At 54.8% G+C, this 22961-nt stretch carries 21 protein-coding genes; 15 read left to right on the forward strand and 6 right to left on the reverse strand.

From position 1 onward, the window contains the following. Positions 1 to 18 precede the first annotated feature (18 nt). From FDZ78_RS02180 to FDZ78_RS02190, 3 genes are all read right to left on the reverse strand, one after another. A complete protein-coding gene (locus FDZ78_RS02180) occupies positions 19 to 1050 on the reverse strand; it encodes a hypothetical protein (protein ID WP_136409005.1) in 1032 nt (343 codons plus the stop codon). A gap of 93 nt (positions 1051 to 1143) precedes the next feature. Further along, a complete protein-coding gene (locus tag FDZ78_RS02185; protein WP_107031331.1) occupies positions 1144 to 2454 on the reverse strand; it encodes an ABC transporter permease in 1311 nt (436 codons plus the stop codon). A gap of 51 nt (positions 2455 to 2505) precedes the next feature. Then, a complete protein-coding gene (locus FDZ78_RS02190; RefSeq protein WP_107031330.1) occupies positions 2506 to 3441 on the reverse strand; it encodes an ABC transporter ATP-binding protein in 936 nt (311 codons plus the stop codon). Between the two features lie 167 nt (positions 3442 to 3608). Between FDZ78_RS02190 and FDZ78_RS02195 the strand changes: the two genes are divergently transcribed. From FDZ78_RS02195 to FDZ78_RS02230, 8 genes are all read left to right on the forward strand, one after another. Beyond that, positions 3609 to 4103 (forward strand): RNA polymerase sigma factor, encoded by a 495-nt coding sequence (locus FDZ78_RS02195; RefSeq protein WP_124076017.1) that lies wholly within the window; start codon positions 3609 to 3611, stop codon positions 4101 to 4103. 60 nt (positions 4104 to 4163) lie between these two features. Then, positions 4164 to 4736 (forward strand): hypothetical protein, encoded by a 573-nt coding sequence (locus FDZ78_RS02200; RefSeq protein WP_124076018.1) that lies wholly within the window; start codon positions 4164 to 4166, stop codon positions 4734 to 4736. A gap of 78 nt (positions 4737 to 4814) precedes the next feature. Further along, a complete protein-coding gene (pyrB, locus tag FDZ78_RS02205) occupies positions 4815 to 5729 on the forward strand; it encodes an aspartate carbamoyltransferase (RefSeq protein WP_123399017.1) in 915 nt (304 codons plus the stop codon). A gap of 79 nt (positions 5730 to 5808) precedes the next feature. Beyond that, complete coding sequence (pyrI, locus tag FDZ78_RS02210) at positions 5809 to 6270, forward strand: aspartate carbamoyltransferase regulatory subunit (protein ID WP_107031326.1); 462 nt, start codon at positions 5809 to 5811, stop codon at positions 6268 to 6270. Positions 6271 to 6296: 26 nt separating this feature from the next. Beyond that, complete coding sequence (locus tag FDZ78_RS02215) at positions 6297 to 6857, forward strand: flavin reductase family protein (RefSeq protein ID WP_107031325.1); 561 nt, start codon at positions 6297 to 6299, stop codon at positions 6855 to 6857. A 51-nt stretch (positions 6858 to 6908) separates the two neighbouring features. After that, positions 6909 to 8189 carry a serine hydroxymethyltransferase gene (gene glyA, locus FDZ78_RS02220; RefSeq protein WP_123399019.1) on the forward strand — a complete coding sequence of 427 codons (1281 nt, stop codon included), beginning with the start codon at positions 6909 to 6911 and terminating at the stop codon, positions 8187 to 8189. 353 nt (positions 8190 to 8542) lie between these two features. Beyond that, complete coding sequence (locus FDZ78_RS02225) at positions 8543 to 9022, forward strand: T9SS type A sorting domain-containing protein (RefSeq protein ID WP_123399021.1); 480 nt, start codon at positions 8543 to 8545, stop codon at positions 9020 to 9022. Between the two features lie 29 nt (positions 9023 to 9051). Further along, positions 9052 to 10158, forward strand: coding sequence for a fibrobacter succinogenes major paralogous domain-containing protein (locus tag FDZ78_RS02230; RefSeq protein ID WP_124076019.1), 1107 nt, complete (start codon positions 9052 to 9054; stop codon positions 10156 to 10158). A gap of 127 nt (positions 10159 to 10285) precedes the next feature. Here FDZ78_RS02230 and FDZ78_RS02235 read toward each other — a convergent pair whose 3' ends face one another. Both FDZ78_RS02235 and FDZ78_RS02240 read right to left on the reverse strand, forming a co-directional pair. Beyond that, positions 10286 to 12667 carry a pectate lyase gene (locus tag FDZ78_RS02235; RefSeq protein ID WP_240740318.1) on the reverse strand — a complete coding sequence of 794 codons (2382 nt, stop codon included), beginning with the start codon at positions 12665 to 12667 and terminating at the stop codon, positions 10286 to 10288. Continuing rightward, a complete protein-coding gene (locus FDZ78_RS02240) occupies positions 12664 to 13026 on the reverse strand; it encodes a subtilase (protein ID WP_124076020.1) in 363 nt (120 codons plus the stop codon). The genes FDZ78_RS02235 and FDZ78_RS02240 overlap by 4 nt, the downstream gene beginning before the upstream one ends. 353 nt (positions 13027 to 13379) lie before the next feature. Between FDZ78_RS02240 and FDZ78_RS02245 the strand changes: the two genes are divergently transcribed. The 7 genes from FDZ78_RS02245 (at position 13380) to FDZ78_RS02275 (ending at position 21616) form a co-directional block, all read left to right on the forward strand. Next, positions 13380 to 14405, forward strand: a complete 1026-nt coding sequence (locus tag FDZ78_RS02245) for a hypothetical protein (protein ID WP_136409006.1) — start codon at positions 13380 to 13382, stop codon at positions 14403 to 14405. After that, positions 14398 to 15645 carry an acyloxyacyl hydrolase gene (locus FDZ78_RS02250; RefSeq protein WP_123399026.1) on the forward strand — a complete coding sequence of 416 codons (1248 nt, stop codon included), beginning with the start codon at positions 14398 to 14400 and terminating at the stop codon, positions 15643 to 15645. Before FDZ78_RS02245 ends, FDZ78_RS02250 begins: the two co-directional genes overlap by 8 nt. A gap of 185 nt (positions 15646 to 15830) precedes the next feature. Continuing rightward, positions 15831 to 16829, forward strand: a complete 999-nt coding sequence (locus FDZ78_RS02255; protein WP_107031317.1) for a class II fructose-bisphosphate aldolase — start codon at positions 15831 to 15833, stop codon at positions 16827 to 16829. Positions 16830 to 17034: 205 nt separating this feature from the next. Beyond that, on the forward strand, positions 17035 to 18372 hold the full coding sequence (gene dgt / locus FDZ78_RS02260) for a dGTP triphosphohydrolase (RefSeq protein ID WP_136409204.1): 1338 nt from the start codon (positions 17035 to 17037) through the stop codon (positions 18370 to 18372). Further along, positions 18372 to 19670: a YgcG family protein gene (locus FDZ78_RS02265; RefSeq protein WP_123399028.1), complete on the forward strand. Its 1299-nt coding sequence runs from the start codon at positions 18372 to 18374 to the stop codon at positions 19668 to 19670. Before dgt ends, FDZ78_RS02265 begins: the two co-directional genes overlap by 1 nt. Beyond that, positions 19664 to 21058, forward strand: coding sequence for a sodium:alanine symporter family protein (locus FDZ78_RS02270; RefSeq protein WP_123399030.1), 1395 nt, complete (start codon positions 19664 to 19666; stop codon positions 21056 to 21058). The genes FDZ78_RS02265 and FDZ78_RS02270 overlap by 7 nt, the downstream gene beginning before the upstream one ends. A 69-nt stretch (positions 21059 to 21127) precedes the next feature. Further along, positions 21128 to 21616 carry a hypothetical protein gene (locus FDZ78_RS02275; RefSeq protein WP_124076139.1) on the forward strand — a complete coding sequence of 163 codons (489 nt, stop codon included), beginning with the start codon at positions 21128 to 21130 and terminating at the stop codon, positions 21614 to 21616. 23 nt (positions 21617 to 21639) lie between these two features. Here FDZ78_RS02275 and FDZ78_RS02280 read toward each other — a convergent pair whose 3' ends face one another. Further along, on the reverse strand, positions 21640 to 22926 hold the full coding sequence (locus FDZ78_RS02280; RefSeq protein ID WP_123399032.1) for a glycoside hydrolase family 105 protein: 1287 nt from the start codon (positions 22924 to 22926) through the stop codon (positions 21640 to 21642). Between the last annotated feature and the right edge of the window lie 35 nt (positions 22927 to 22961).

A 22961-nucleotide genomic window follows, 5' to 3' on the forward strand; every position in this document is an offset into this window, starting at 1 on the left:
TTTGTGTTATACTTCTGATCAATGACGACCGCGTCCGCCGCGGCTGCCACCGCCTGACCCCATTCCGCTTCCGCGGCTACCGCCGCCGTAACTGCCGGAGCCATAGCTGCCTGTGCCGTAACGGCCGCCGATGCTGTTGGGATTGTAATTGTTGTAGTTGCTGTTATTGTTATAATTGTTGTTATTGTTCGGACGCTGATTGGTGGCCGGACGGCGGTTGGTGGTCACGTTGGGCCGACGGTTGGTGACTGCCGGCTGACGGTTGGTCGACACACCCGGACGGCTGTTTGTATAGCCGTAAGATCCGGGACGCCGTCCGCTTGACGACGGACGGGCGGCACTGCCCACACCGGGATGACGGCCGGCAAGAAGATTCGGAGCGCGACGCGGACCGGTATAGACCGGACCTCCCCAGCCCCAGCCCGGATGGCCCCAGCCTGGACCCCAGCCCGGATAGCCCCAACCCGGACCCCAGCCCGGATAAGCCCATGACGGTCCCCATCCCCAGGCCCAGTAAGGATCATACCATGATCCCCAGTACCATGCCGAGTTCCAGCGCCAGTAGTTGTTATACCAGTAAGGCGATGCCCAGGCGTTGTAGGGATAGAAATAGTCATATCCCCAATAGGCCGACGGGGTATTCACGTAGATATTGACCTGGTCGGGCTCCATATAGTAGATATTGGCCAGTTCCTCATCTCCTGAACCGCTTACAATCTCCGGATTGTAGAACTGCTCTATGCGTCGGGTATAGGCAAAGTCAGTAGCGGTAGTGTCGGCCGTCAGAGAGTCGGTCGCAAAAATTCCGCGCCGGTTATAGTCATCGACGCTGATGGTGCGGGTGCCGCTGACCATATAATTGTCAGCCGACGGATAGTCATAGACCACAACTGCGGTCCTATTATTGTTCTTTTTGGCCGTTTTCTGGGCTGGCTTGCTGGCTTTGGAGGCGTCGAAATATATGTCGTCATCGTAATACGACTGTGCCGACACCGCTCCGGCTGCAACCAGAGTTCCGGCTAAGAATGTGAAAATACGCTTGATATTCATAGTGTGTGAGAGATATTGTGATATAGTTTAGACAAGCGAGCGTCTCAAAAGTTTAATCGCGCGCGTATATATTTTGCTTTTCATGCTTTCGCCCTACTTATATCTGATCCACCTGACAAGTTCCTTGACCGAAGGCTTTTTGCCATACATGAAGATGCCCACGCGGTAGATCTTTCCGGCAAGCCAGACCATAGCCACAAACCCCGCGGCAAGAAGCACGAGCGACAACGCTATTTCCCAGCCCGGAATCCCGAACGGTATGCGGGCCACCATCACCATCGGCGATGTCAGCGGGAACATCGACATCCAGAACGCCACGCTCCCCATCGGGTCTGCGGCGGCCACCATTGCAAAAATCAGTCCGAAGAGAATCGGAAACACGGCCAATGATGTCAGCTGACTGGCATCCTGAATATTGTCGACGGCTGATCCTACGGCTGCGAAAATCGACGAATAGAGCAGGAAGCCGAACACCAGAAACACCGTCATCAGCGCCATCAGCGTAACAATATTGCCGACATTACCGAGCATCCCGATGGCCTGGATGATCTCGATTGACGAAGAATCGCCCACCTGGTCGAAATGGCCGCTCTGCACAGCCGCCACATCGGCCATCGCATCGGCCGGAACAAGCGCTGGAAGCACGAAGGCCGACATGACCGAGAGCAGCACTCCCCAGATAACCATCTGCGTCACTGCCACAAGCGCCACGCCGATGATCTTGCCCATCATCAGCTGCACGGGCTTCACTGACGAGACCACCACTTCGAGCACACGGTTGCCCTTCTCCTCGATTATGGATGTCATCACCATCTGCCCGTAGATCAGCAGGAACATATAGAGAACGAAAGTCATGGCAATGCCTATGCCGTAGCTGAACATCGACGAGTTGCTCTCCTCGCTGTCTTTGTCGGCGCGCACAGTGGTGAGGCTTACATCGCTCTTCACGCTGCTCAGAATCTCATCAAGATTTTCGATATTGTAAGCCTTGAGCCGATGGGCCTCGATGATGCTGTTGATGCGGTCAGTGATTCCGGCCTCAGTGCCTACCGATGACGGACCGCTGGTGTAGTACTTCAGCCCGGCACGCGGATTGTCGATGATATTCTCAGGAATCACCAGCACCGCGTCTATGCCCTCGCGGGTCAGCGCCGAATCCACCGTGGCATCGACCGCCGGACAGAATCTCAGATCTTCCGAACTTCTCAGCTCCGGCAGTATCACCCTTGTATTGTCGATCACAGCCACCGTAGCGGCCGACGAGTCGACATAGCTCATGATCAGCGCCGGCATGGCCATCAGCAGAAGCATCAACAGAGGCATCAGCAGCGTGGTGATGATAAAACTTTTCTTTTTGACGCGCTCCATGTATTCGCGCTCTATCACTATTCCTATTTTTGACATTGTGATGTTTTCTCCGTTTGTTTATTAATCGTAAAATTTACCCGCTGATTCCTATCGGCAGCTTTCGTCTTCTCTGACAGCTCTGATGAATATATCGTTCATCGAGGCTATGCTCTCGCTTATGCCGGCAAGCCTCACAGAGTCATTGGCTATCGCTATCGCATCGCGCAACCCGACGCCTTCTTTCAGATGGAATGTCAGTCTGCGCCGTCCCTGCAGCTGATCGGCCGCCGTGACTTCAAACTCATTGCCCACAGACTGCAGAGCCTCCATCAGGCTGCGGTCATCGCCCTCGTAAAGAAGATCATAACGGTTGCCGAAATACTTCCGACGGATCTCTTCCACATTTCCGCTCAGTATGTTGCGGCTCTTGTTGATCAGAGTGATATTGTCACAGATCTCCTCGACCGAAGCCATGTTGTGGGTCGAGAAAATCACCGTGGCACCCTCTTCCTTGAGCCTGAGTATCTCGTTTTTAAGCAACTCGGCATTGATGGGGTCGAAACCGGAAAAAGGCTCGTCGAAAATCAGTAGCTTAGGCCGGTGTAGCACCGTGATTATGAACTGTATCTTCTGTGCCATACCCTTTGACAGCTCCTCGACCTTCTTGTCCCACCAGTCGAGAATATCGAAGCGCTCAAACCACTCGCGCAGGCTCCTCGTGGCCTCATGCTTCGGAAGCCCCTTCAGGCGAGCGAAAAACAGAGCCTGCTCTCCCACCTTCATTTTCTTATAGAGACCGCGCTCTTCGGGCAGATAGCCTATGTGACAAACATCGGCCTCGGTCAGCTGATGGCCGTCGAGAAGCACACGGCCGCTGTCAGGAGCGGTGATATGGTTGATGATGCGGATGAGAGTGGTCTTGCCCGCGCCGTTGGGGCCCAGCAGTCCGTAGACCTGACCTTCGGGAACGCTGAGCGAGACATTGTCAAGCGCACGGTGTGACGAATAGCTTTTGCTGACGTTTTCTACCTGTAGGATGTCCATGTTGTGATAACTGGTATATTCTTTTATAGCTTTCTGATATTTTTTTCTTCGTTAGACGCAAAATTACCGAAAAAGTTTCAATCCGCTGTAACTTTTCTGCCGAATTCGCGTCTAATGAAGAAAACCATCACCCACTTCCCCCCAGTAAACCCCATCAGCAGCATCACATGCGACAGAGCGAAAAAGAATCCCGGTTCATGAAGGTTGTCAATGACAGCCGTCAGCTTATATGCAAGGTCTGTTACATGTATGCCACCGACCGCGACCACTTCCAGGACCTCTATCAGGAAGTTCTCGCAAACATCTGGGTGGGCCTCGACTCCTTCCGTGGCGAGGCGGCGATATCAACCTGGCTCTACCGCACGGCCATCAACACCTGCGTGACATTTTTCCGCCGCCACAACACCCACGCCACCTCAATGACCTCTCTCGATTTCGCTGCCGACCTCGCAGCCGACGACGGCAGCGCCAGAGCCGAACAGCTGCGAGAGATGTACAGCCTGATTTCAGGCCTCGACAAACTTGACAAAGCCATTATATTAATGTGGCTCGACGAACGCTCCTACGACGAGATCGCAGAAGTGACCGGATTCACCCGCAACAACGTGGCCACCCGGCTCCACCGCATCAAATCGCGGCTGGCCCGCCAAAGCAACCGCTGACACCATCCACCACCTCCCCCCCGACCTGAATTTACCAAAGACCCCAAAGCACAACCCATCATGAATATCGACGATTTGAAAAGCAACTGGAACTCCATCAGCTTCCCTCCCGGCTACGGCGGCGTGCCGGAGACAGCCGAACTGATGTCGCGCGTCAGAGCCGGCCGTGTCTCCACTCTGCGCGATCGTCTCGCCTCCATCAGCTTCGCACTGACCATGCTCTGCCTGATGGGTGTACTGATCATGGTTCCATACTTCGCGGCCACCCCGACTCTGGCCATCCTCGCCATATGCTTCTTCATATTCATAGGCTCGTTACACCTTCGCAACTACCTCCGTGTGCGCCGCCTCAACTTCTCGATCATGTCGGTCCGCGAAGCCCTCGCCGCCGTCTGCGCCATCGAGACATCGAGAGTACGGCTCAAAGCCATAGCCATGACACTCGCCTTCCCGCTGCTGCTCTACATGTGTTTCACATTCTCATCGCTCTACGGCCACCTGATGTTCTACGGCTGCCTTGCAGGAGGAGTCATCGGAGCCACCATCGGCTTCTTCATCAACCGCAAATCGATGACAATCATCCGCGAAATGCGCCGCCAGCTCTCCGACTCCGAAGCCACGGATAAAAATTAATCTGAAAATTCCCGCCGTTTTATCCGTCGGATTAGACGAAAATTCTATAAATTTGCAGTGAACTCACATTTCACTGCAATGAATAGCAAAAGTCTTGTTTCAATCAGCGATATAGGCCGCGATGAAATCATGTCGCTTCTCGACTCGGCCCGTCGCTTTGAAGAGAATCCAAACCGGCGTCTGCTTGAAGGGCGCGTAGTCGCAACCCTGTTCTTCGAACCGTCAACACGCACTCGCCTGAGTTTCGAAACCGCTGTCAACCGTCTCGGAGGCCGTGTGATAGGCTTCTCCGACGCCAACACCACAAGCTCATCAAAAGGCGAGACCCTCAAAGACACTATCAAGATGGTCAGCAACTATGTGGACATCATCATCATGCGCCACTATCTCGAAGGTGCCGCCCGCTACGCCTCCGAAGTCACTGACATCCCGGTAATCAACGCCGGCGACGGAGCAAACCAGCACCCCTCCCAGACAATGCTCGACCTCTACTCGATCTACAAGACACAGGGAACCCTCGAAAATCTCACCATCACCCTCGTCGGCGACCTCAAATACGGCCGCACAGTCCACTCTCTGCTGATGGCGATGAGATATTTCAACCCCACCTTCCGCTTCGTGGCATGCGAGGAACTCGGAATGCCGAAAGAATACAAGATCTTCTGCGACGAAAACGGAATCCGCTACACCGAACACCGCGACTTCTCACCGGAAGTAATCAACACAAGCGACATCATCTACATGACCCGTGTGCAGCGCGAACGATTCGCCGACATCATGGAATATGAGCGCGTCAAAGACCTCTACAATCTCAACAGCGCCATGCTGACAGACGCCCGCCCCAACATGCGCATACTCCACCCACTGCCCCGCGTCAACGAGATAGCACAGGATGTCGACGACAACCCCCACGCATATTATTTCGAGCAGGCCCGCAACGGCCTCTACGCCCGCCAGGCCATAATCTGCCGCGCACTCGGCATCGAAGCCTGACCCGCGCCGGCGCATCTCACCACCTCTCCCCTCACTCCACCCCTCTAACACCACACTCGAAATAAAACAACCATCACCCATGACCGTCTCAAAACAAGAACTCGCAGTAGCCGCCCTGCGCAACGGCACCGTGATCGACCATATCCCCTCGGCCTCCCTCTTCAAAGCCGTCAGAATCCTCGGAATCGAAAACCTCACCGGCGCAGTGACCATTGGCTACAACCTCGACAGCAAGAAACTCGGCACCAAAGGCATCATCAAGGCCGCCGACGTATTCTTCCCCGAATCGACCCTCAACCGCATAGCGCTGATAGCACCATCGGCGGTAGTCAACATCATCCGCGACTATGAAGTAGTGGAAAAATTCCCCGTCTCACTCCCTGACACCATTGTAGGCATCGTCAAGTGCGGCAACCCCAAATGCATCACAAACAACGAACCGATGCGCACACGCTTCCACGTAATCAACCGCGACGACGTGACAATCAGCTGCCACTACTGCTCGCAGGTTGTAAAAAGCATCGACGCAAAAATAATCTGATCCATCCCCCCGCAGCCACGCCCCCGATGAAAACATCCTGGAAACCCGGCACAATGATCTACCCCCTTCCGGCCGTATTGGTGACATGCGGCACGGAAGAACGCAGCAACATGCTCACCGTAGCCTGGACAGGCACCATCTGCACCAACCCGCCGATGTGCTACATCTCAGTGCGCCCCGAACGCCACTCCTACGCCATGATCAAAGAACAGATGGAATTCACCATCAACCTGACCACAACCGCAATGGCCCGCGCCACCGACTGGGCAGGAGTCCGCTCAGGAAGCGACTACGACAAATGGAAGGAAACCGGGCTCACTCCCGTCGCCGGCCAAAAAGTCAGCTGCCCCTCCATAGCCGAATCGCCCCTCTCCATCGAATGCCGCGTCAAAGAGATAGTAAAACTCGGAAGCCATGACATGTTCATAGCCGACGTCATCAACGTCCTCGCCGAAGAAAACCTCATCGACCCCGCCACCGGAGCCTTTGACCTCGCATCGGCCGGACTCCTCAACTACTCCCACGGCCACTATTTCGAGCAAGGTCCTGAAATAGGCCGCTTCGGCTGGAGCGTAAAGAAAAAATAACCCCTAACCCTCAACCGATCCAAAACTCACCCCCTATATTTTATTTAAGGTATGAAAGAAGACAAAGTAATCTTCGACATCATTGAGCGCGAGCACCAGCGCCAGAAAAAAGGAATCGAACTCATCGCTTCCGAAAACTTCGTCAGTGACCAGGTGATGCGCGCAATGGGCTCGTGTCTCACCAACAAGTATGCCGAAGGCTATCCCGGCCACCGCTACTACGGAGGCTGCGAAGTGGTCGACGAATCCGAAAGCATCGCCATCGAACGCCTCAAAGAACTCTTCGGAGCTCAGTGGGCCAATGTACAGCCCCACTCAGGCGCACAGGCCAACATGGCTGTCTTCATGGCCTGCCTCAACCTAGGCGACAAATTCCTCGGCCTCAATCTCAGCCACGGCGGTCACCTCAGCCACGGTAGCCCAGTCAACTTCTCAGGCCTCGTATATCAGGCTCTTGAATACAACGTTGACCGCGAAACCGGACGCATTGACTACGAGCAGATGGAAGAAGTGGCCCGTCGCGAACGTCCGCGCCTCATCGTAGGCGGCGCAAGCGCCTATAGCCGCGAATGGGACTACGCCCGCATGCGCCGTCTCGCCGATGAAATCGGAGCTATCTTCATGGTCGACATGGCCCACCCCTCAGGCCTCATCGCCGCAGGTCTTCTCGACAACCCCGTGAAATACGCCCACATCGTGACCACCACAACCCACAAGACCCTCCGCGGTCCCCGTGGCGGCGTCATCATGATGGGTCAGGACTTTGAAAACCCCTGGGGAAAAACCACTCCCAAGGGCGTAGTAAAGATGATGTCGCAGCTGCTCGACTCAGCCGTATTCCCCGGAGTGCAGGGCGGTCCGCTCGAACACGTCATCGCAGCCAAGGCAGTCGCTTTCGGCGAAGCCCTCTCCCCCGAATTCCGCGAATATCAGCTCCAGGTGCAGAAAAACGCCGCCACCCTCGCAGGCGCACTCATCGAAATGGGCTATGACATCGTCTCCGGCGGCACCGACAACCACTGCATCCTCGTAGACCTCCGCAGCAAATTCCCCGAACTCACAGGCAAGGTAGCCGAAAAAGCCCTCGTGCTCGCCGACATCACCGCCAACAAAAACATGGTTCCCTTCGACTCTCGCAGCCCCTTCCAGACCTCAGGCATCCGCCTCGGCACCCCCGCCATTACAACCCGCGGCGCCAAGGAACCCCTCATGCTGGAAATCGCCGAGATGATCGACACCGTGCTCCGCAACCCCGAAAGCCCCGAAAACATCGCAGCCGTCCGCGCTAAAGTCAACGCCACGATGCAGCCCTACCCCATGTTCGCATGGTAATCACTTCAGGAAAGCATCATCCATAAAAGGCGCTCGGCAATAGCCCGGCGACCCAAAACTTACAGGCCGTTCAGAAATCTCAGCAGAATTCTGAACGGCCTTTTTCACAATTTGGCGGACAGCCCGGAATCGCCACCAAAATAACAATTTTAAAGCGACATCCCCATAAAACACACATTTTGTAACACATATTTGCATATTTAATCAACAATCGTTAATTTTACCGCCAGAATATTCACAAAATGCAATCTCAGATTTATCGTATAAAATCAGAAGGAGCTTAATCAAAATTTTACTGTCCTTTCCCTCATCTCTTGCTTGGAACTACCCATTTTTAACTAAAATCATAATTGATGAAATTACATTACTTGCAATTTGCTATTGCCGTGACCGGAGCATTAGCTGTTACAGCCCAAGCTGGAGCTGACGACAAGCTGGTTGTAACAGGAACCGACAGCAAACAGACCGCCATCAGCATCGCGGATGTCAGCCGTATCACCTTCAACGGCGACAAAATGAAAATCGCCACAACCAAAGGCGATCTCGACTATCAGTTAGGAGCGATTGACAACCTTGCCTTTGACCTTGAAGCAAGCGCGGCCGACCATATCGAAACCTCGCTCCGTGACGACATTACCCTCGGCATCAGCGGAGGCATTCTCTCCGTCTCAGCCCCCGCAGGCGTCCCCCTCTCGGTAGCCGTCTACAACCTCAAAGGGGTCGCCGTGGCGCGCCACACCGGATTTGAAAACATCAGCATCGACTTCAATCCTATGGCGCCGGGCATCTACATTGTAAAAGCCAACGGCAAAACCATCAAATTCACCCGTTAATCACCACCAATCACTGAAACATCACAGACATGAAAAAATATCTGCTTCCCTCCCTTCTTCTTTGCGCCGCATCGGCTTTCGCCCAAACCCCGGCCTACACACTCAGCATCAATCTCAAAAACGGCGACAAAGTCCAGTATCGCGTCGATGAAATCGACAGCATGACATTCGATGAATCCAAGGAAACCACCCAGGCAGTGGCAGTAGAAATCCCCACCGACTTCTCTACCGGATGGGTACAGAAAGTCATGGCCGATGGTAAACAGGTGGCCGAAGTAGCCAAGGAATACATCCGCTCCATCAACAGACAGGTAGTGGTGATCTACCCGATGGGAGCCGACGGACGCGCCGATCTCACCAAAGGCCTCACCTCAACCGGAGCCTCTGTGGTCTGGGATCTTGACGCAAACACCGCCACCGTAGGCGAGGAAGGCAATGCTCTTTCCACCGTCTATGTAGCCGACGGAAACATCATCTCTTCTTACAGCGGCGAGACAACCGCAGCCACTCTTCAGCCTGATGTCATTACCGACAACCGAGGCCTCTTTGACCGCAACACATACAAGATCGTAAAGATCGGAACCCAATACTGGATGGCTGAAAATCTCCGCGCCACCTGCTTCCGCGACGGCTCTTCAATAGCCTCCATCTCCTCAGGCGAAAACGCCGCCTGGAAAGCCAACACAACCGGAGCCTACCTCGCAAGCACCGACTATGACTGGCTCCAGGTTGCAGGCTACATGTATAACGGCTACTGCGTGACCAGCGAAAAAGGCATCGCCCCGGAAGGCTGGGAAGTACCATCGACCGAGCAACTCACAAAACTGCGCACCGCCGGCGGTCTTGCCGCTGCCAACTTCAAGGCCTCCGACTTCGGAATGTGGTCAGAAGGCATGACCGGAAACAACATCACCGGATTTGATGCCGTCGCAACCGGCACCTATGCCAACGGAGACATCACCGGCCTGTATTCCGACACATATTTCTGGGGCTCTACCGTTTCCACCAGCTGGCTCCGAGTCGAAGGTCTCAGCACCCTCCGCGTTAATGGCACCGCCAAAAATGTAGCGGTCAGCGGCCCGGATGACTGCCATGCCTACACATTCGGCCACTCCATCCGCTGCGTACGCAAATAATCATCCCTCCACTCCTCCTCTCTCCGCTCTTAATTACAAAAATCACTTATTACAACAGAGAGTCCAACTTCTGCTTTTCAGGAAGTTGGACTCTCTTTTTGATTCCGGCAATCCGGTCTTTTACGCCTTACTCGAAAATGCCTACGAGCGTGCTCTTGTAGCTTTCGAGAGCTGCTTTGAGTTGAGTGTTCACACTATAGTCTGTATCGGCACCGCTGTAGTTGAGATCCCAGACAAAATCGCCGTGGTTGAGACGGCCTGCGCCGTAGAAACCGGTCACCACAGCCGGCACTTCTGACGCCTCAAGCGGAGTGTAGTCATACATCAGAGCCGGATTTGTGTCGAAGTTGTCATAGGTGCCACCGCCTACAAGCGCCTTGAATGTCGAAGGCACTTTTTCGTCACGGCTCGATGCCTCGTAGCAGTCAAAATCCGTAGCACTCATGGCGTGAGTGATCACATTATATTTATCGGCCGTGCCCTTTTCGGCATAGAGATTTCCGAAGCTCTTGATGATGCCGCCGTTTTCGCCTGAGAAAGTGCCATCGCCCTTTGCATCGGTGCCCTGACGCGAGCTCATCATCGGAGCAAGAGAGTGGCGGAAGAAATTACGCTCAACAAACACACTCGATGAGGTCGTGGCACCCACTCCGTATTTCGAACAGCCGTCATAATAGTTGTTCCAGACATGCACTGTCATAGTGCGCACACGCGGATGGCGCGAATCGCTGTGGTCAAACCAGTTGTGGTGATAGTCGATATAGTTCGGGCCTGACTCCGACTTCATGCCGCAGAGCGAGCTCTTGCCGCTGTCATGAAAACGGTTGTAGGCCACTGTGATATACTGCGAATCATTTTTGATGTCTACCGTGCCATCGCCTTTCGCCTGGTCTGAATCGCCGCCGGCGTTGCCATAGAACAGATCAAGGTGATGGACCCAGCAATACTTGTTGTCAGTGTCGATCGAGATACAATCATCCATGCAGAGCATGTTTGCGAAGTTTCTCAGCTCAACAGAGACCGTATTTCTGAGCAGGAAGCCGAAGCCCCAGGTGGTTGCGTCATCACCGATACCTTCGATGGTGATATTCATTGGGATGGTATTGTTCTTGCCCTTTATCTGCAGACCCTCTGCAGAGCTGCCTAATGCGTCCATATCGGAGTCACGGATTGTTCCGATCAGACGGACAGCGAGCGGACGGGTCTCCACACCCTTCTGATAAGCATTGATAATGGCCTGGAGTCCGGTGAACTCAGTGCCCTCGCCGTCTTTGTCGCTCTGCTTTACCAGACACTTCACAGTCTTGGCAGTCTCTGCGGTGACATAGATCACACGAGCATCATCTTTCAGCTCGCCATTGTCCTTGTAGGCACCGACACCACTGTTGTTGAAATGAGCGAAACCGCTGCGGTCATAAGCCTTGACGGCCATTTCCTTGGCCTCGCTGGCCATACTCTCGTCTTCCGCTCCGCCGATCACGGGCACAACCTTCAGCGAATAGACCCCGGCAGGAAGCCCAACCATGTCGACACGACCGTAAGAGCCATAGTTGCGCACCAGCTCGCGGTCTATGCGGGTATAGTCGCTATACTTGCCACCTTTAATATATACACGGTAGGTAGACGCGTCTTCAAGCGGCACCCACTTGGCATAGACCGACTCCAGCCAACCTTTAGCCTCGGTGATGTTGACACCCTTGTTGCTGATTTCCGCGTCAGCTCCGGTTTCGGGAGCCTTGGCGAATCTGATGGCGGTTACATTCTGCTTGAACTCATCGTTCCAGTCGCCGGCGAGAGGAGTCACGCTCACTGTTCCGGTGGCCTTGTCGATGTTCACCTCTGCAAGATCGGCGGTATTGTAATACTTGACATCACCGCTTCCGAGCTGCAGGAGCATCTGATTGTTCAGAGTGTTCATACCCACCGAATGGTCACCTGAAGGAGTGGGGCCCGGCTCAGGATTCTCGCCGCCGGTTCCGGGATCGCGGACAACCGAGATGAACATAAGGTTAGTGCCTGTATTGCCGTCACGCACAAGCGAGAGATTCGGCTGATCCTCTACGAGAGTGTAGGTCAGTTTCTCAGGAGTGTCAGGAGAGCTGTAACCGTTGATGAAATCGGGGAACGCGTTAAGTTCGACTATTTTATTTCCCTCTCCCAAAGAAATAAGTTTGACAGCGCCGCGTTTCGAGGCATCCTTATTGTTTATAAAACCTTGGATAGTCACGACATCTCCGGCCTTGAATCCATCAGAGCAGATAAGATTGATCGCGTTTCCATTATAGACGTTCTCTGTAGTGTAGCCGTTTGCAAGCTGCAGACAAGTGACGCTTGTCGTGTTAGATGCATACTTAACTGATTTTGAAACAGTAGTGCCTGAAATCGAGATGTTGGTCATCGACCCGTTCGCATAACTGCAAAGCAAGGTTTCGGCATTCATTGCCGGCACAAGGGCAAATAAAGCTATTACGGCGGTCAGAAGTCCGCGCAAAGAGTAGAGATGTTTCATTTGACGTAGACTTTTTGACCGTTGACAATGTAGATTCCTTGTGAGAGGCCATCAGGTTTTTCGCCAAGATACTGGCCTTTGAGGTTGTAGACGCCCTTCTGCTTTTTGGGATCAGCGAGGATTTCCTTGATGCCTGACTCGCCGCTGTGGTCGAGAGTCACGGCTACGAGGCCCATTTCAGCAGTCTCGCTGGTGTTGTCACTGAACGTCAGAGTAACCATCTTGTCATTAAACGTGAGCTTTGTGAGATCTTTGGCAATTGTCTGCCCGTTGATGACGGTGGTCACCTTCGAGTCAGCCTGAGCCGTCACGGCCATTGCCAGAAGTCCAAGCCCGAAAATCAGTTTCAGGGGTTTCATGGTTTTTGTATTGATGTAAATAATGAATGTCTGATAAAATTCAATAGTTTCCAAGCAGAACCATAGGCGCTTGAATCATGGTATCAACATTGGTTCCTGCAGCAGAGATATTGTATTTTGCAAAAATCGAATTTGGGACAAAATTACAAATTGAATTTTGAAAGATTCACATCCGTAGACTTAAAATAAGTTAAACCACCCGGAAGCACTCTCCTGCGGCCGTCAGCTGACAGCCTCATCAACAACAGCACCCGTGCGGTCTGTTCTCAAATTGCTTTTTTTAATTAATTCACAAACAAATGCCATTTGTATTCCAAAAATCTTCGCTATATTTGCGGTTCACATTTCTTTTCATGCACACATACTGCTTAAAACTATCCTTTCTGCTCTTCGCCCTGTTGCTGCTGACAGGTTGCAACAACGATATTTTCATTGACGATACCCCTCCCTCATCCTCCGATTTTGAAATCGCCATCGGCGAAGGGAAAGAGGTCACATTCGCCACCGATTATCTGCGCAGCATTCAGCTCCAGCTTGACCGTTTCAGTTATGACTGGACAACCTATAACGAATACGGCTACACCCAGACCTACAACGACTATACCCGCCTCTATCTGATGGACGTCAGCTCAAGCCTGCCTTTCATCAGCAGAGTCGAGGCCGTCAGCAACGATCTGACGGTGGAATTCGTGCAGGAAAAGCTCGGAAAGATCAAAATCAGCTCTCTTAAAAACATCTCCGGCGAAAACGTCAGCGGGCGCATAAAACTCGAATACTCCTACAAGACCGAATATGTCAGCTTCACCATCATGCGCGAGGAGGAAGAAGGCCACTACATCATCACCGCCCTGACCTACGAACCAGACATCTCGAATGACTTCCGCACCACCACCAGCAATCGTATCACCATCAACAACCGCGGACCCAATACCATCACCCAGTCATACTGCGTGGAGAACATCTGCCAGATATATGTCAGATTCGAAACCCCGTCGCTCCGCAACTTCGACATCGACACCGATTCGGAATTTCCGCTGGTGGAGATACCGACCTATATCCAGACAGCTGAAACCGAGATGGTCACCGGAAAATTCAACGGCGAGAAAGTACGCTACTCCGAAGAGCTCTCCTATATCAAACCACTCGACAGCGCCTCGGTCAACGGTCTGAGTTTCTCGGCAGTCTATCCGGTGGAGATACCGCCCATGTCAGCCGCTATAAGCAATATGACTATATCGAGAATCATAATGACGGCCAAAGGATCGCTCCGCATAAGCAACCCCATCTCAGGCCGAAGCCACGATCTGCCGACAACGGTAACCGTCATCCAGCCATTCTTCTATACATTCAACTGGAAAATATCACCCCTCGATGAATAACACCAACCGGACATCACTGACCGGGGCGATCTCCACAAAGCTCCGCGCCATAGCCGCCGCGGTCCTGACCGGCACGGCACTCTCACCCGTCTCAGCAGCCACCCCCGCAGCGGCTGACAGCACCTCGTCAATAGTCAGCCATCTTGGCTTCGACATGTGCGGGGCATATGTAGGCTCCTCCACCTCAGCCCTGCGTGACGCCGGCTATTACGGCGATGACCAGAAAGAGCTCCGCTCGGCCATGTCGGCCCACCTGAAATACTCGTTCAGCTACTCCCACTCAACCCGCACCGGCCGGCTCTATCCGGGTGCATACCAAGGCATAGGCCTGTCAATGACATCGTTTTTCGAAAACCGGCGCGTAGGAACGCCCCTGGGCATCTACGTGTTTCAGGGCGCACCGATCTTCAGGCTGACCCCGCGGCTCACCTTCGACTACGAATGGAACTTCGGAGCGTCATTCGGCTGGAAAAAATATGACGAAGACCACACACCCGTCAACCTGATAGTCGGCTCGAAGACCAACGCCTACATCAACGTAGGCTTCATGCTGCGCTACCGCCTGACATCACGGCTCGCGCTTGCCGCCGGCATCGACATGACCCACTGGTCAAACGGCAACACCTCATGGCCCAACCCCGGAGTCAACTCCATAGGCGGCCGCGCCGGACTGATCTACACCTTTGACAGCCGCGCCACCCAGGCCACCCTCTCGGACATGACTGGCACCGAACCGGTCAAACCCCACTTCAGCTACGACCTGGTCATCTACGGCGCCGCCCGCAAGCGTATGCTCCATATCAACTCCGCCCCCCAGCTTCTGCCCGGACGCTTCGGCATAGCAGGGCTGAATTTCGCCCCGATGTATAACTTCAACCGCTTTCTGCGTGCCGGAATCTCAGCCGACATACAGTATGACGAAAGTTCCGGACTTGGAAAATATTACGTCGAAGGCACCTACGGCGACAACATCAAATTCCGCCGCCCCGGCTTTTTCCACCAGGTTTCGGCCGGACTCTCGGCCCGCGGCGAGCTCGTGATGCCCATCTTCTCTATCAACGCCGGCATGGGCTACAACATCATCGGCAACAGCGACAGCCGCAACTTCTATCAGGTCCTCGCCCTGAAAGTCAACGTCTGGCAGCACCTCTTCCTCCACATCGGCTATCAGCTCAACAGTTTCCGCAACCCCAACAATCTAATGATAGGCCTCGGCTACCGCTTCCACGACCGCCGCTGACCCCGCCGAACCAAAACAGCCTCATTGACGGACGTTTAGCCGAAAGCAACACTTTTTCAGCGTCCATCCGGCAAATTCAGCTTACTTTTTTGCCCGAATCATGATCAAGACCGGGATTTTTTTGTTAACTTTGTAGCCAGTACAATTCTAATTACTATTATTAATCAATAAACCTCTTAACTAAAATGACAAGTTATAAGGAATTAGGTCTCGTAAACACCAAAGAAATGTTTGCAAAGGCCATCAAGGGTGGTTATGCGATCCCCGCATTCAACTTCAATAACATGGAGCAGCTCCAGGCCATCATCAAGGCTGCGGCTGAAGAAAAATCACCCGTAATCCTTCAGGTTTCCAAAGGTGCACGCAATTATGCCAACCCCATCCTGCTCCGCTTCATGGCCCAGGGTGCTGTTGAATATGCAAAGAGCCTCGGCTGGGAAAATCCCCAGATCGTGCTTCACCTCGACCACGGTGACAGCTTCGAGCTCTGCAAGGACTGCATCGAACACGGCTTCTCGTCAGTGATGATCGACGGATCACACCTTCCCTATGAAGAAAACGTTGCCCTCACAAAGAAAGTATGCGACTACGCCCACCAGTATGACGTGACTGTAGAAGGCGAACTCGGCGTGCTTGCAGGCGTTGAGGACGAAGTGTCATCCGACCACCACACCTACACCGACCCTGAAGAAGTTATCGACTTCGCAACCCGCACCGGTGTTGACTCACTCGCAATCTCAATCGGCACCTCTCACGGCGCTTACAAGTTCAAGCCCGAACAGTGCACCCGCGACGCCAACGGCCGTCTCGTTCCCCCGCCGCTGGCATTCGACGTACTCGATGCCGTTATGGAAAAACTCCCCGGATTCCCCATCGTGCTCCACGGCTCAAGCTCTGTTCCCCAGGAATACGTTGACGAAATCAACGAATACGGCGGCAAGCTCCCCGACGCCATCGGTATCCCCGAAGAAGAACTCCGCAAGGCCGCCAAGAGCGCTGTCTGCAAGATCAACATCGACTCTGACAGTCGTCTGGCAATGACCGCCGCCGTGCGCAAGGTGATGGCCACCAAGCCCGCTGAATTCGACCCCCGCAAATACCTCGGTCCGGCCCGCGACGAAATGGAGAAGCTCTACAAGCACAAAATTGTTGCAGTGCTCGGCTCAAACGGCAAGGCTGAATAATCAGCATCCGCGCCGAACAAAAAAATACTCTGACTGACAGGGCTGATGCGCGGTGCGCATCAGCCCTGTCCGATTTTCCAGCCATTCCTTTTTCAGTCTATCCGGCTTCAGAGAGCGTTTCTTAACATTTGTTATCAGACTCACTCACAAATATTGCGTATCTTCGCAAATACAAACCATCTTCAAAAACTCGATTATGGAACAGATGTCATGGGACAGACTCATCAACGACAAACGCTTCGGGCTCGAACACTTCCACGACCCGAAAACCGGCTCGCGCAGTGACTTCCAGCGCGACTTTGACAGGCTGGTCTTTTCCTCGCCGTTCAGACGTCTGCAGAACAAAACCCAGGTGTTTCCGCTTCCGGGCAGCATCTTCGTCCACAACCGCCTGACCCACAGCATAGAGGTGGCCAGCGTAGGCCGTTCGATGGCCGCCGAGATAGCCGCCGGACTTCGGCAAAAATACTCCTCTGAACCGTGGGTCGGCAAGCTCTACTCCATCGGCGAGATAGTCAGCGCCGCCTGCCTCGCCCATGACCTCGGCAATCCACCCTTCGGCCACTCAGGCGAAAAAGCCATCTCGACTTATTTCAGCGAAGGCGAAGGCCGCTGTTTCCGCGACCGCCTCACAGACCTCCAGTGGACCGACCTGACCAACTTCGAAGGCAACGCCAACGCCTTCCGTCTTCTCACCCACCGCTTCAACGGACGCCGTCCCGGCGGATTCGCCATGACCTACTCCACCCTCGCCTCGATAGCGAAATATCCATTCGACTCCTCGCTAGCAGGCTCACACGGCAAATTCGGATTCTTCTCATCCGAGCAGGACGATTTCATAAAAGTGGCCGAAGAACTGGGCATGATCCGCCACAAGGAACCCTCAGGAACCGTGCGCTTCGCCCGCCATCCGCTGGTCTACATAGTGGAGGCCGCTGACGATATCTGCTATGAGATCATGGACATCGAAGACGCCCACAAACTGAAGATACTCTCAACCGAAGAGGTCATTCCCCTCTTCCTGGGATATTTCGACGAAGCCCGCCGCGCCCACATAACGCGCGTCATGGAAAGCGTCGACGATCCGAACGAGAAGATAGCCTATCTGCGTTCGTGCATCATCGGAGCGCTCGTCAACCGCTGCGCCGAGGCCTTCCTCAGCCACGAGGAAGAGATACTCCGCGGACAGTTCCGAGGCTCGCTGCTCGACCACATTCCCGATCCCGAACACCGGGCCTACCGCGACTGCGAGGCTCTTTCCTGGAAAAAGATCTACTGCGCCGGCGATGTGGTCGACATCGAGCTTGCCGGCACACGCATCATATCATTCCTTATCCACGAACTTGTCAAAGCCGTCTGCAACCCCGACCTGAACTACTCGCGCCTGCTTCTGGCTAAAGTGCCGGAGCAATATGAAGTAGACTCACCGGGGCTCTACGGCAAACTCCAGGCTGTACTTGACCACATCTCAGGCATGACCGATGTATATGCCCTCGACCTCTACAGCCGTCTGAAGGGCATGAGTCTTAAAATCAACAACTGATGATGACCAGAAACCACCACCCCTCCGCCCTGCGCCTGGGCCTTGCCCTGCTGCTCCTCCTCTGCTCGGTGACAGCGAAAGCCATCACCGTCGACGAGGTGCCCAACGTGCATGTAGCCGACCGCTCTCGCTACGTCTCCAACCCCTCCGGTGTCCTCTCCGACGCCGCAGTCCGCAGTCTTGATGCCGAAATCGGATCGCTGTGGACCGACACCTCTGTCGAACTGGCCGTTGTGGCCGTGGACCGCGTAGACGCCTCGATGACTCCTGAGGAATTCGCCACAAAACTGTTCGAAAAATGGGGCATCGGCAAGAAAGACAAAGACAACGGCATACTGGTGCTGCTGTCGCGCGACGACCATGCCGCCATCATCCGCACCGGCTACGGAGTGGAAGGAGCCCTCCCCGACATAATAGCCGGACGCATCATCCGCAACGTCATGTTTCCCCTCTACCGCGAAGGCCGTTATGACGAAGGCACCGCGGCAGGAGTCAGCAGCATCGCAGAGATAATCCGCAACCCGGAGCTTGCCGAAGAACTGAAATCGAAATATGCCAATGACTCGCGCCGTGAGTTCGAGAATGACCTCAGCGGCAGCGAGCTCTTCAGCATGTATCTCTCGTTTGCAGGCGCAGTGGCCCTGGTGCTCCTGGTGATGGTGGTCTACGCCATCGCATCGACCCGCCGTCTCGACGACGTGCAGCGCTACCGTGCACTCGACCAGTACCGCACCCCCACCCTGTTCGGCCTCTTTCTCACCCTCGGCATGGCACTGCCTGCCTTCCTGCTCCTCGTCTTCAAGATGAAACGTGTGCGCCGCCACAGACGTGACTGCCCCCACTGCGGCACCCGCATGGAGCTGATCGACGAAGAGCATGACAACGACTATCTCACCCCGGCGCAAGACACCGAGGAGCGCATCAACTCGATCGACTATGACGTGTGGCACTGCCCCAAGTGCCACCAGACCGAGATACTGCCCTACATCAACCGTCAGAACAACTACAGCATCTGTGAGCGCTGCGGAGCACGCGCCATGTCGCTCGTCGACCGCCGCACCCTGCGTCAGCCCACCGTCTCCCAAGAAGGCGAGGGCGTAGACATCTACATCTGCAAAAACTGCGGAAACCAGCATCAGAAACGCTTCCGCATCCCCAGGAAAGCCGATCCAACAGCCGCCATAGTGGCCGGGAGCATTCTCGGCAGCTCACTCCGCGGAGGCGGTGGCGGCGGCTTCAGCGGCGGATCGTTCGGCGGTGGCATGACAGGCGGCGGAGGCGCAGGCGGACGATGGTAGGCGAATCTGTGACGGCTCTCGCCGACTTCCTCTGCGGCTATCCGCTGTTCATCCTGCTCATCGGCGGCGGCTTCTACCTCTTCCTGCGTTCAGGCATGGTGTCGCTGCGATTGCTCCCTGCGGCGTTCAGTGAACTGCGCGGCAAGCAGTCGCGCGAATCCGGACGGCAGATCTCATCGGTCCAGGCTCTGACATCTGTGGTAGCGGCAACCGTGGGCATGGGCAACATAGCCGGTGTGGCCATTGCTCTTGTGATGGGCGGGCCGGGTGCCATTTTCTGGATGTGGGTCAGCGCCCTGGTGGGAATGTCGACCAAATTCCATGAAGGAGTCCTCACCACACGCTACAAGACCGCCGGCCCTGACGGACGCACATCAGGCGGCACAATGTATATCATAGACCGAGCCCTCGGCCCGCGATGGCACTGGATGGCGCTGACTTTTGCCGTGGCCGGAATGCTCGGCACGCTCTGCATCATGAACGCCAACCAGCTGACCGAAGCCGTGGTCAGCACCTTCACCACTCCCGAATGGCTTGAAAACAGTCCGGCTGTAGGCTCTCTCGCCTCGGCTCTCGGCTGGGGCCACGAAGCAGCCTTCCGCCTCATGGTCGGAATAGCCATAGCCCTGATTGTGTCATCGGTAGTGGTAGGCGGCATACGCCGCATAGCCGGAGTGGCCAGCTGGCTCGTACCCTTCATGGTAGGGCTTTATTTCCTCCTTGTGCTCTACATAATCATCACTCATTCCGCCGAAGTCCCCGCAGCCTTCAGATCAATCTTCGCCGAAGCCTTCAACCTGCGCGCAGGCTGGGGCGCTCTGGCCGGCATAGCCATCATAGGCGCCCGCAGAGCCGCACTTGTCAACGACGCGGGTGTCGGCACGGCCACCATCATGCACGGAGCCTCGGCCAACAGCGAGCCAGCGCGTGAAGGCCTCATCGCCATGCTTGGTCCGGCCATTGACTCAGGCCTTGTCTGCACCCTCACCGCCCTCGCCCTGCTGCTTTGCGGCGATCTGCAGGCAGTGGAAGGAATCAAGGGCCTCGACGTGGCCATGAAAGCCTTCGCCGCCGCCATTCCCGCCGGCGAGTACCTGCTGATGGGCATAGTGCTCTGCTTCTCGCTGTCGTCAATGTTCAGCTACAGTTTCTACGGCAACCGCTGCGCGGCCTATCTCTTCGGCGAACGCCGTGCGCGCTTCTACACCTGGTTTTTCATCCTGACACTCGTGGTCTTCGCTGTCATGCCGCTCGGAGTGGCCATAGGATTCTGCGACCTGTTCTACGCGCTCATGGCCTTCCCGACAATGATCACTCTGCTGCTTCTCGGCGGTAAAGTGAGGGAAGAAATCAGAAAATTCACAGGCCGTCCCGCATTATCGCACTAAAACCATCGCCGCACAACCGTATATTTGCAGTGAAAAATCACTGCAAACACACATCACATCCATACGGTTATGAAAAGACAGAAAAAACAGAATCTGAGCGTATCGCAAAACTTCTATGACGGGATAATGGCCCGCATCGACAGCTCCATGAAGGCCGTAAGAGCCACCCAGGAAGAGACCTATCAGGTCAAAGCCTACATCTACGAATATCTGAGAGACGGAAAAGCGCCCGGACGCCGGCTTGAGGGGCGGCAACTTCTGACCGTCATGCTGCTTAAAGCCGAGATCGAGAAAGCCATAGCCCGCTCGGCCAAAGCCCGTCAGCGCAGCCGCAGGCGCAAAGAAGCGGCTGTGGCCGCCACTCCGGCCGAGGCGCTTTCTACAATCCGCACCGATGAACCAGAAGAGGAGGCAGAAACCGAAGAAGCCCCCATCACCGTAAAGCTCAACCGCCGTCAGCGCCGCCTCCGCGAGATGGCCCTGCGGCGCATGGCCCGCAAAAGCGCACAAAAAAACTGCTGCCCGCCAGGACGATCCCTGGCAGGCAGCAGCCGATGATTGTGAAAAAAATACGAATTCTATTATTTTTTCTTCATGCTTGTGTCGTAGCCAAGCTGTTCCATTTCAAGCGAAGCCCAGATGAACGGGCCGATGCCCTTGGCATCGTTGTCGCGGACAGGCTCGCTGAGATAATAGTCATAAGAACCGTCGCGGCGGGTGTTTTCCTTCACCTTGGGAGCGGCGGCTTTAACCGAGGGGCTCATGCCCGGACCGAGGCCTGCCACAGCGCAGCAGTCGGTGAGCGAGATGGTTCCGTCAGGATTTTCCTTGATGAATTCCTTAAGAATTCCGCGATAGGCCTTGATGCCGGCGTCACGGTAGCTCTGGCCTACCCAACCCTTACGGGCGGCTTTCAGCAGAGAGTAGGCGAACATGGAAGACGCGGTTGATTCAAGATAGTTGCCCTTGCGGGTAGGTGAATCCATCACCTGATACCACACATCGGTCTTCTTGTCCTGCCATTTGATCACATTGTCAAATGTCTTGGTCAGCAGCTCGATCACCTCGCCGCGGCGCGCATAGTCATCAGGCAGAGCATCGAGAAGTTCCACGAGAGCCATAGTGTACCAGCCCTGGGCGCGCGCCCAGCAGTGCTGCGAAAGGCCGGTTTCGTTGTCGCTCCAGAACATGTCGCGGTTTTCGTCCCAGGCATGGCGGTTGAGACCGGTGGCAGGGTCGAGAGTGCGCTCATAGGTCTTCTTGACCTGATCGACAGCATCGTCGTAGATCGGGAGAGCCTGTTCGGGCGCATAGATCATTGACGCGGTCAGCACACGATAGGGAAGGCCCATGAAAATGCCGTCGAGCCACACCTGATAGGCGTAGATGGCCTTGTGCCAGTAGACACCCTCTTTGGTTCTGGGCTGGTCGTTGAGCTGGAGCATGAGAGTGTTCATGGCCCGGAGATTCTTGGCTTCGGGGAAGTGCTCATACATGCGGGTCACGAAGTGGCCTGTGCGGACATTGTCGAGATTGTAGTCCTTCAGATTGTAGCGGCGTATCTCACCGGCAGGAGAGATCATCGTATCTGTGTATTCTATACAATAAGCCTTGATGTCGTCACCGCCGTAGCGCAGATAGGTGTCGAGCATAGACTCCAGTTCGATACCCATGACATAGCTCCATTTCGGGCGGTTGGAGAAGTCCAGGAGATAACTTTTCGGCTGACGCTTCATCTCAGAGCGTGTCATCCATTCCGAATAGTGTTTGGGCTTTTCGGGCGCAGGCGCGGCGGGCATCGAAGCCACAGCTTCGGCTGCAAAAACCGACATTACAGCCCCGGCAAGCATTAGCTTTAACTTTTTCATTGGTTTTAGAGGTTGTGATAAACGGATATTGATTT

Origin of the sequence: Duncaniella sp. B8 (genome assembly GCF_005304985.1) — a bacterium.
Lineage (GTDB): Bacteria > Bacteroidota > Bacteroidia > Bacteroidales > Muribaculaceae > Duncaniella > Duncaniella muris.

Coding starts and splice junctions, on each gene's coding strand:
- FDZ78_RS02215 (WP_107031325.1), top strand. CDS start 6,297: ATGAAAACATCCTGGAAACCCGGCACAATGATCTACCCCCTTCCGGCC.
- FDZ78_RS02280 (WP_123399032.1), bottom strand. CDS start 22,926: ATGAAAAAGTTAAAGCTAATGCTTGCCGGGGCTGTAATGTCGGTTTTT.
- glyA (WP_123399019.1), top strand. CDS start 6,909: ATGAAAGAAGACAAAGTAATCTTCGACATCATTGAGCGCGAGCACCAG.
- FDZ78_RS02265 (WP_123399028.1), top strand. CDS start 18,372: ATGATGACCAGAAACCACCACCCCTCCGCCCTGCGCCTGGGCCTTGCC.
- FDZ78_RS02195 (WP_124076017.1), top strand. CDS start 3,609: ATGCGACAGAGCGAAAAAGAATCCCGGTTCATGAAGGTTGTCAATGAC.
- FDZ78_RS02180 (WP_136409005.1), bottom strand. CDS start 1,050: ATGAATATCAAGCGTATTTTCACATTCTTAGCCGGAACTCTGGTTGCA.
- FDZ78_RS02225 (WP_123399021.1), top strand. CDS start 8,543: ATGAAATTACATTACTTGCAATTTGCTATTGCCGTGACCGGAGCATTA.
- FDZ78_RS02185 (WP_107031331.1), bottom strand. CDS start 2,454: ATGTCAAAAATAGGAATAGTGATAGAGCGCGAATACATGGAGCGCGTC.
- FDZ78_RS02200 (WP_124076018.1), top strand. CDS start 4,164: ATGAATATCGACGATTTGAAAAGCAACTGGAACTCCATCAGCTTCCCT.
- pyrI (WP_107031326.1), top strand. CDS start 5,809: ATGACCGTCTCAAAACAAGAACTCGCAGTAGCCGCCCTGCGCAACGGC.
- pyrB (WP_123399017.1), top strand. CDS start 4,815: ATGAATAGCAAAAGTCTTGTTTCAATCAGCGATATAGGCCGCGATGAA.
- FDZ78_RS02270 (WP_123399030.1), top strand. CDS start 19,664: ATGGTAGGCGAATCTGTGACGGCTCTCGCCGACTTCCTCTGCGGCTAT.
- FDZ78_RS02190 (WP_107031330.1), bottom strand. CDS start 3,441: ATGGACATCCTACAGGTAGAAAACGTCAGCAAAAGCTATTCGTCACAC.
- FDZ78_RS02230 (WP_124076019.1), top strand. CDS start 9,052: ATGAAAAAATATCTGCTTCCCTCCCTTCTTCTTTGCGCCGCATCGGCT.
- FDZ78_RS02250 (WP_123399026.1), top strand. CDS start 14,398: ATGAATAACACCAACCGGACATCACTGACCGGGGCGATCTCCACAAAG.
- FDZ78_RS02235 (WP_240740318.1), bottom strand. CDS start 12,667: ATGAAACATCTCTACTCTTTGCGCGGACTTCTGACCGCCGTAATAGCT.
- FDZ78_RS02245 (WP_136409006.1), top strand. CDS start 13,380: ATGCACACATACTGCTTAAAACTATCCTTTCTGCTCTTCGCCCTGTTG.
- FDZ78_RS02255 (WP_107031317.1), top strand. CDS start 15,831: ATGACAAGTTATAAGGAATTAGGTCTCGTAAACACCAAAGAAATGTTT.
- FDZ78_RS02275 (WP_124076139.1), top strand. CDS start 21,128: ATGAAAAGACAGAAAAAACAGAATCTGAGCGTATCGCAAAACTTCTAT.
- FDZ78_RS02240 (WP_124076020.1), bottom strand. CDS start 13,026: ATGAAACCCCTGAAACTGATTTTCGGGCTTGGACTTCTGGCAATGGCC.
- dgt (WP_136409204.1), top strand. CDS start 17,035: ATGTCATGGGACAGACTCATCAACGACAAACGCTTCGGGCTCGAACAC.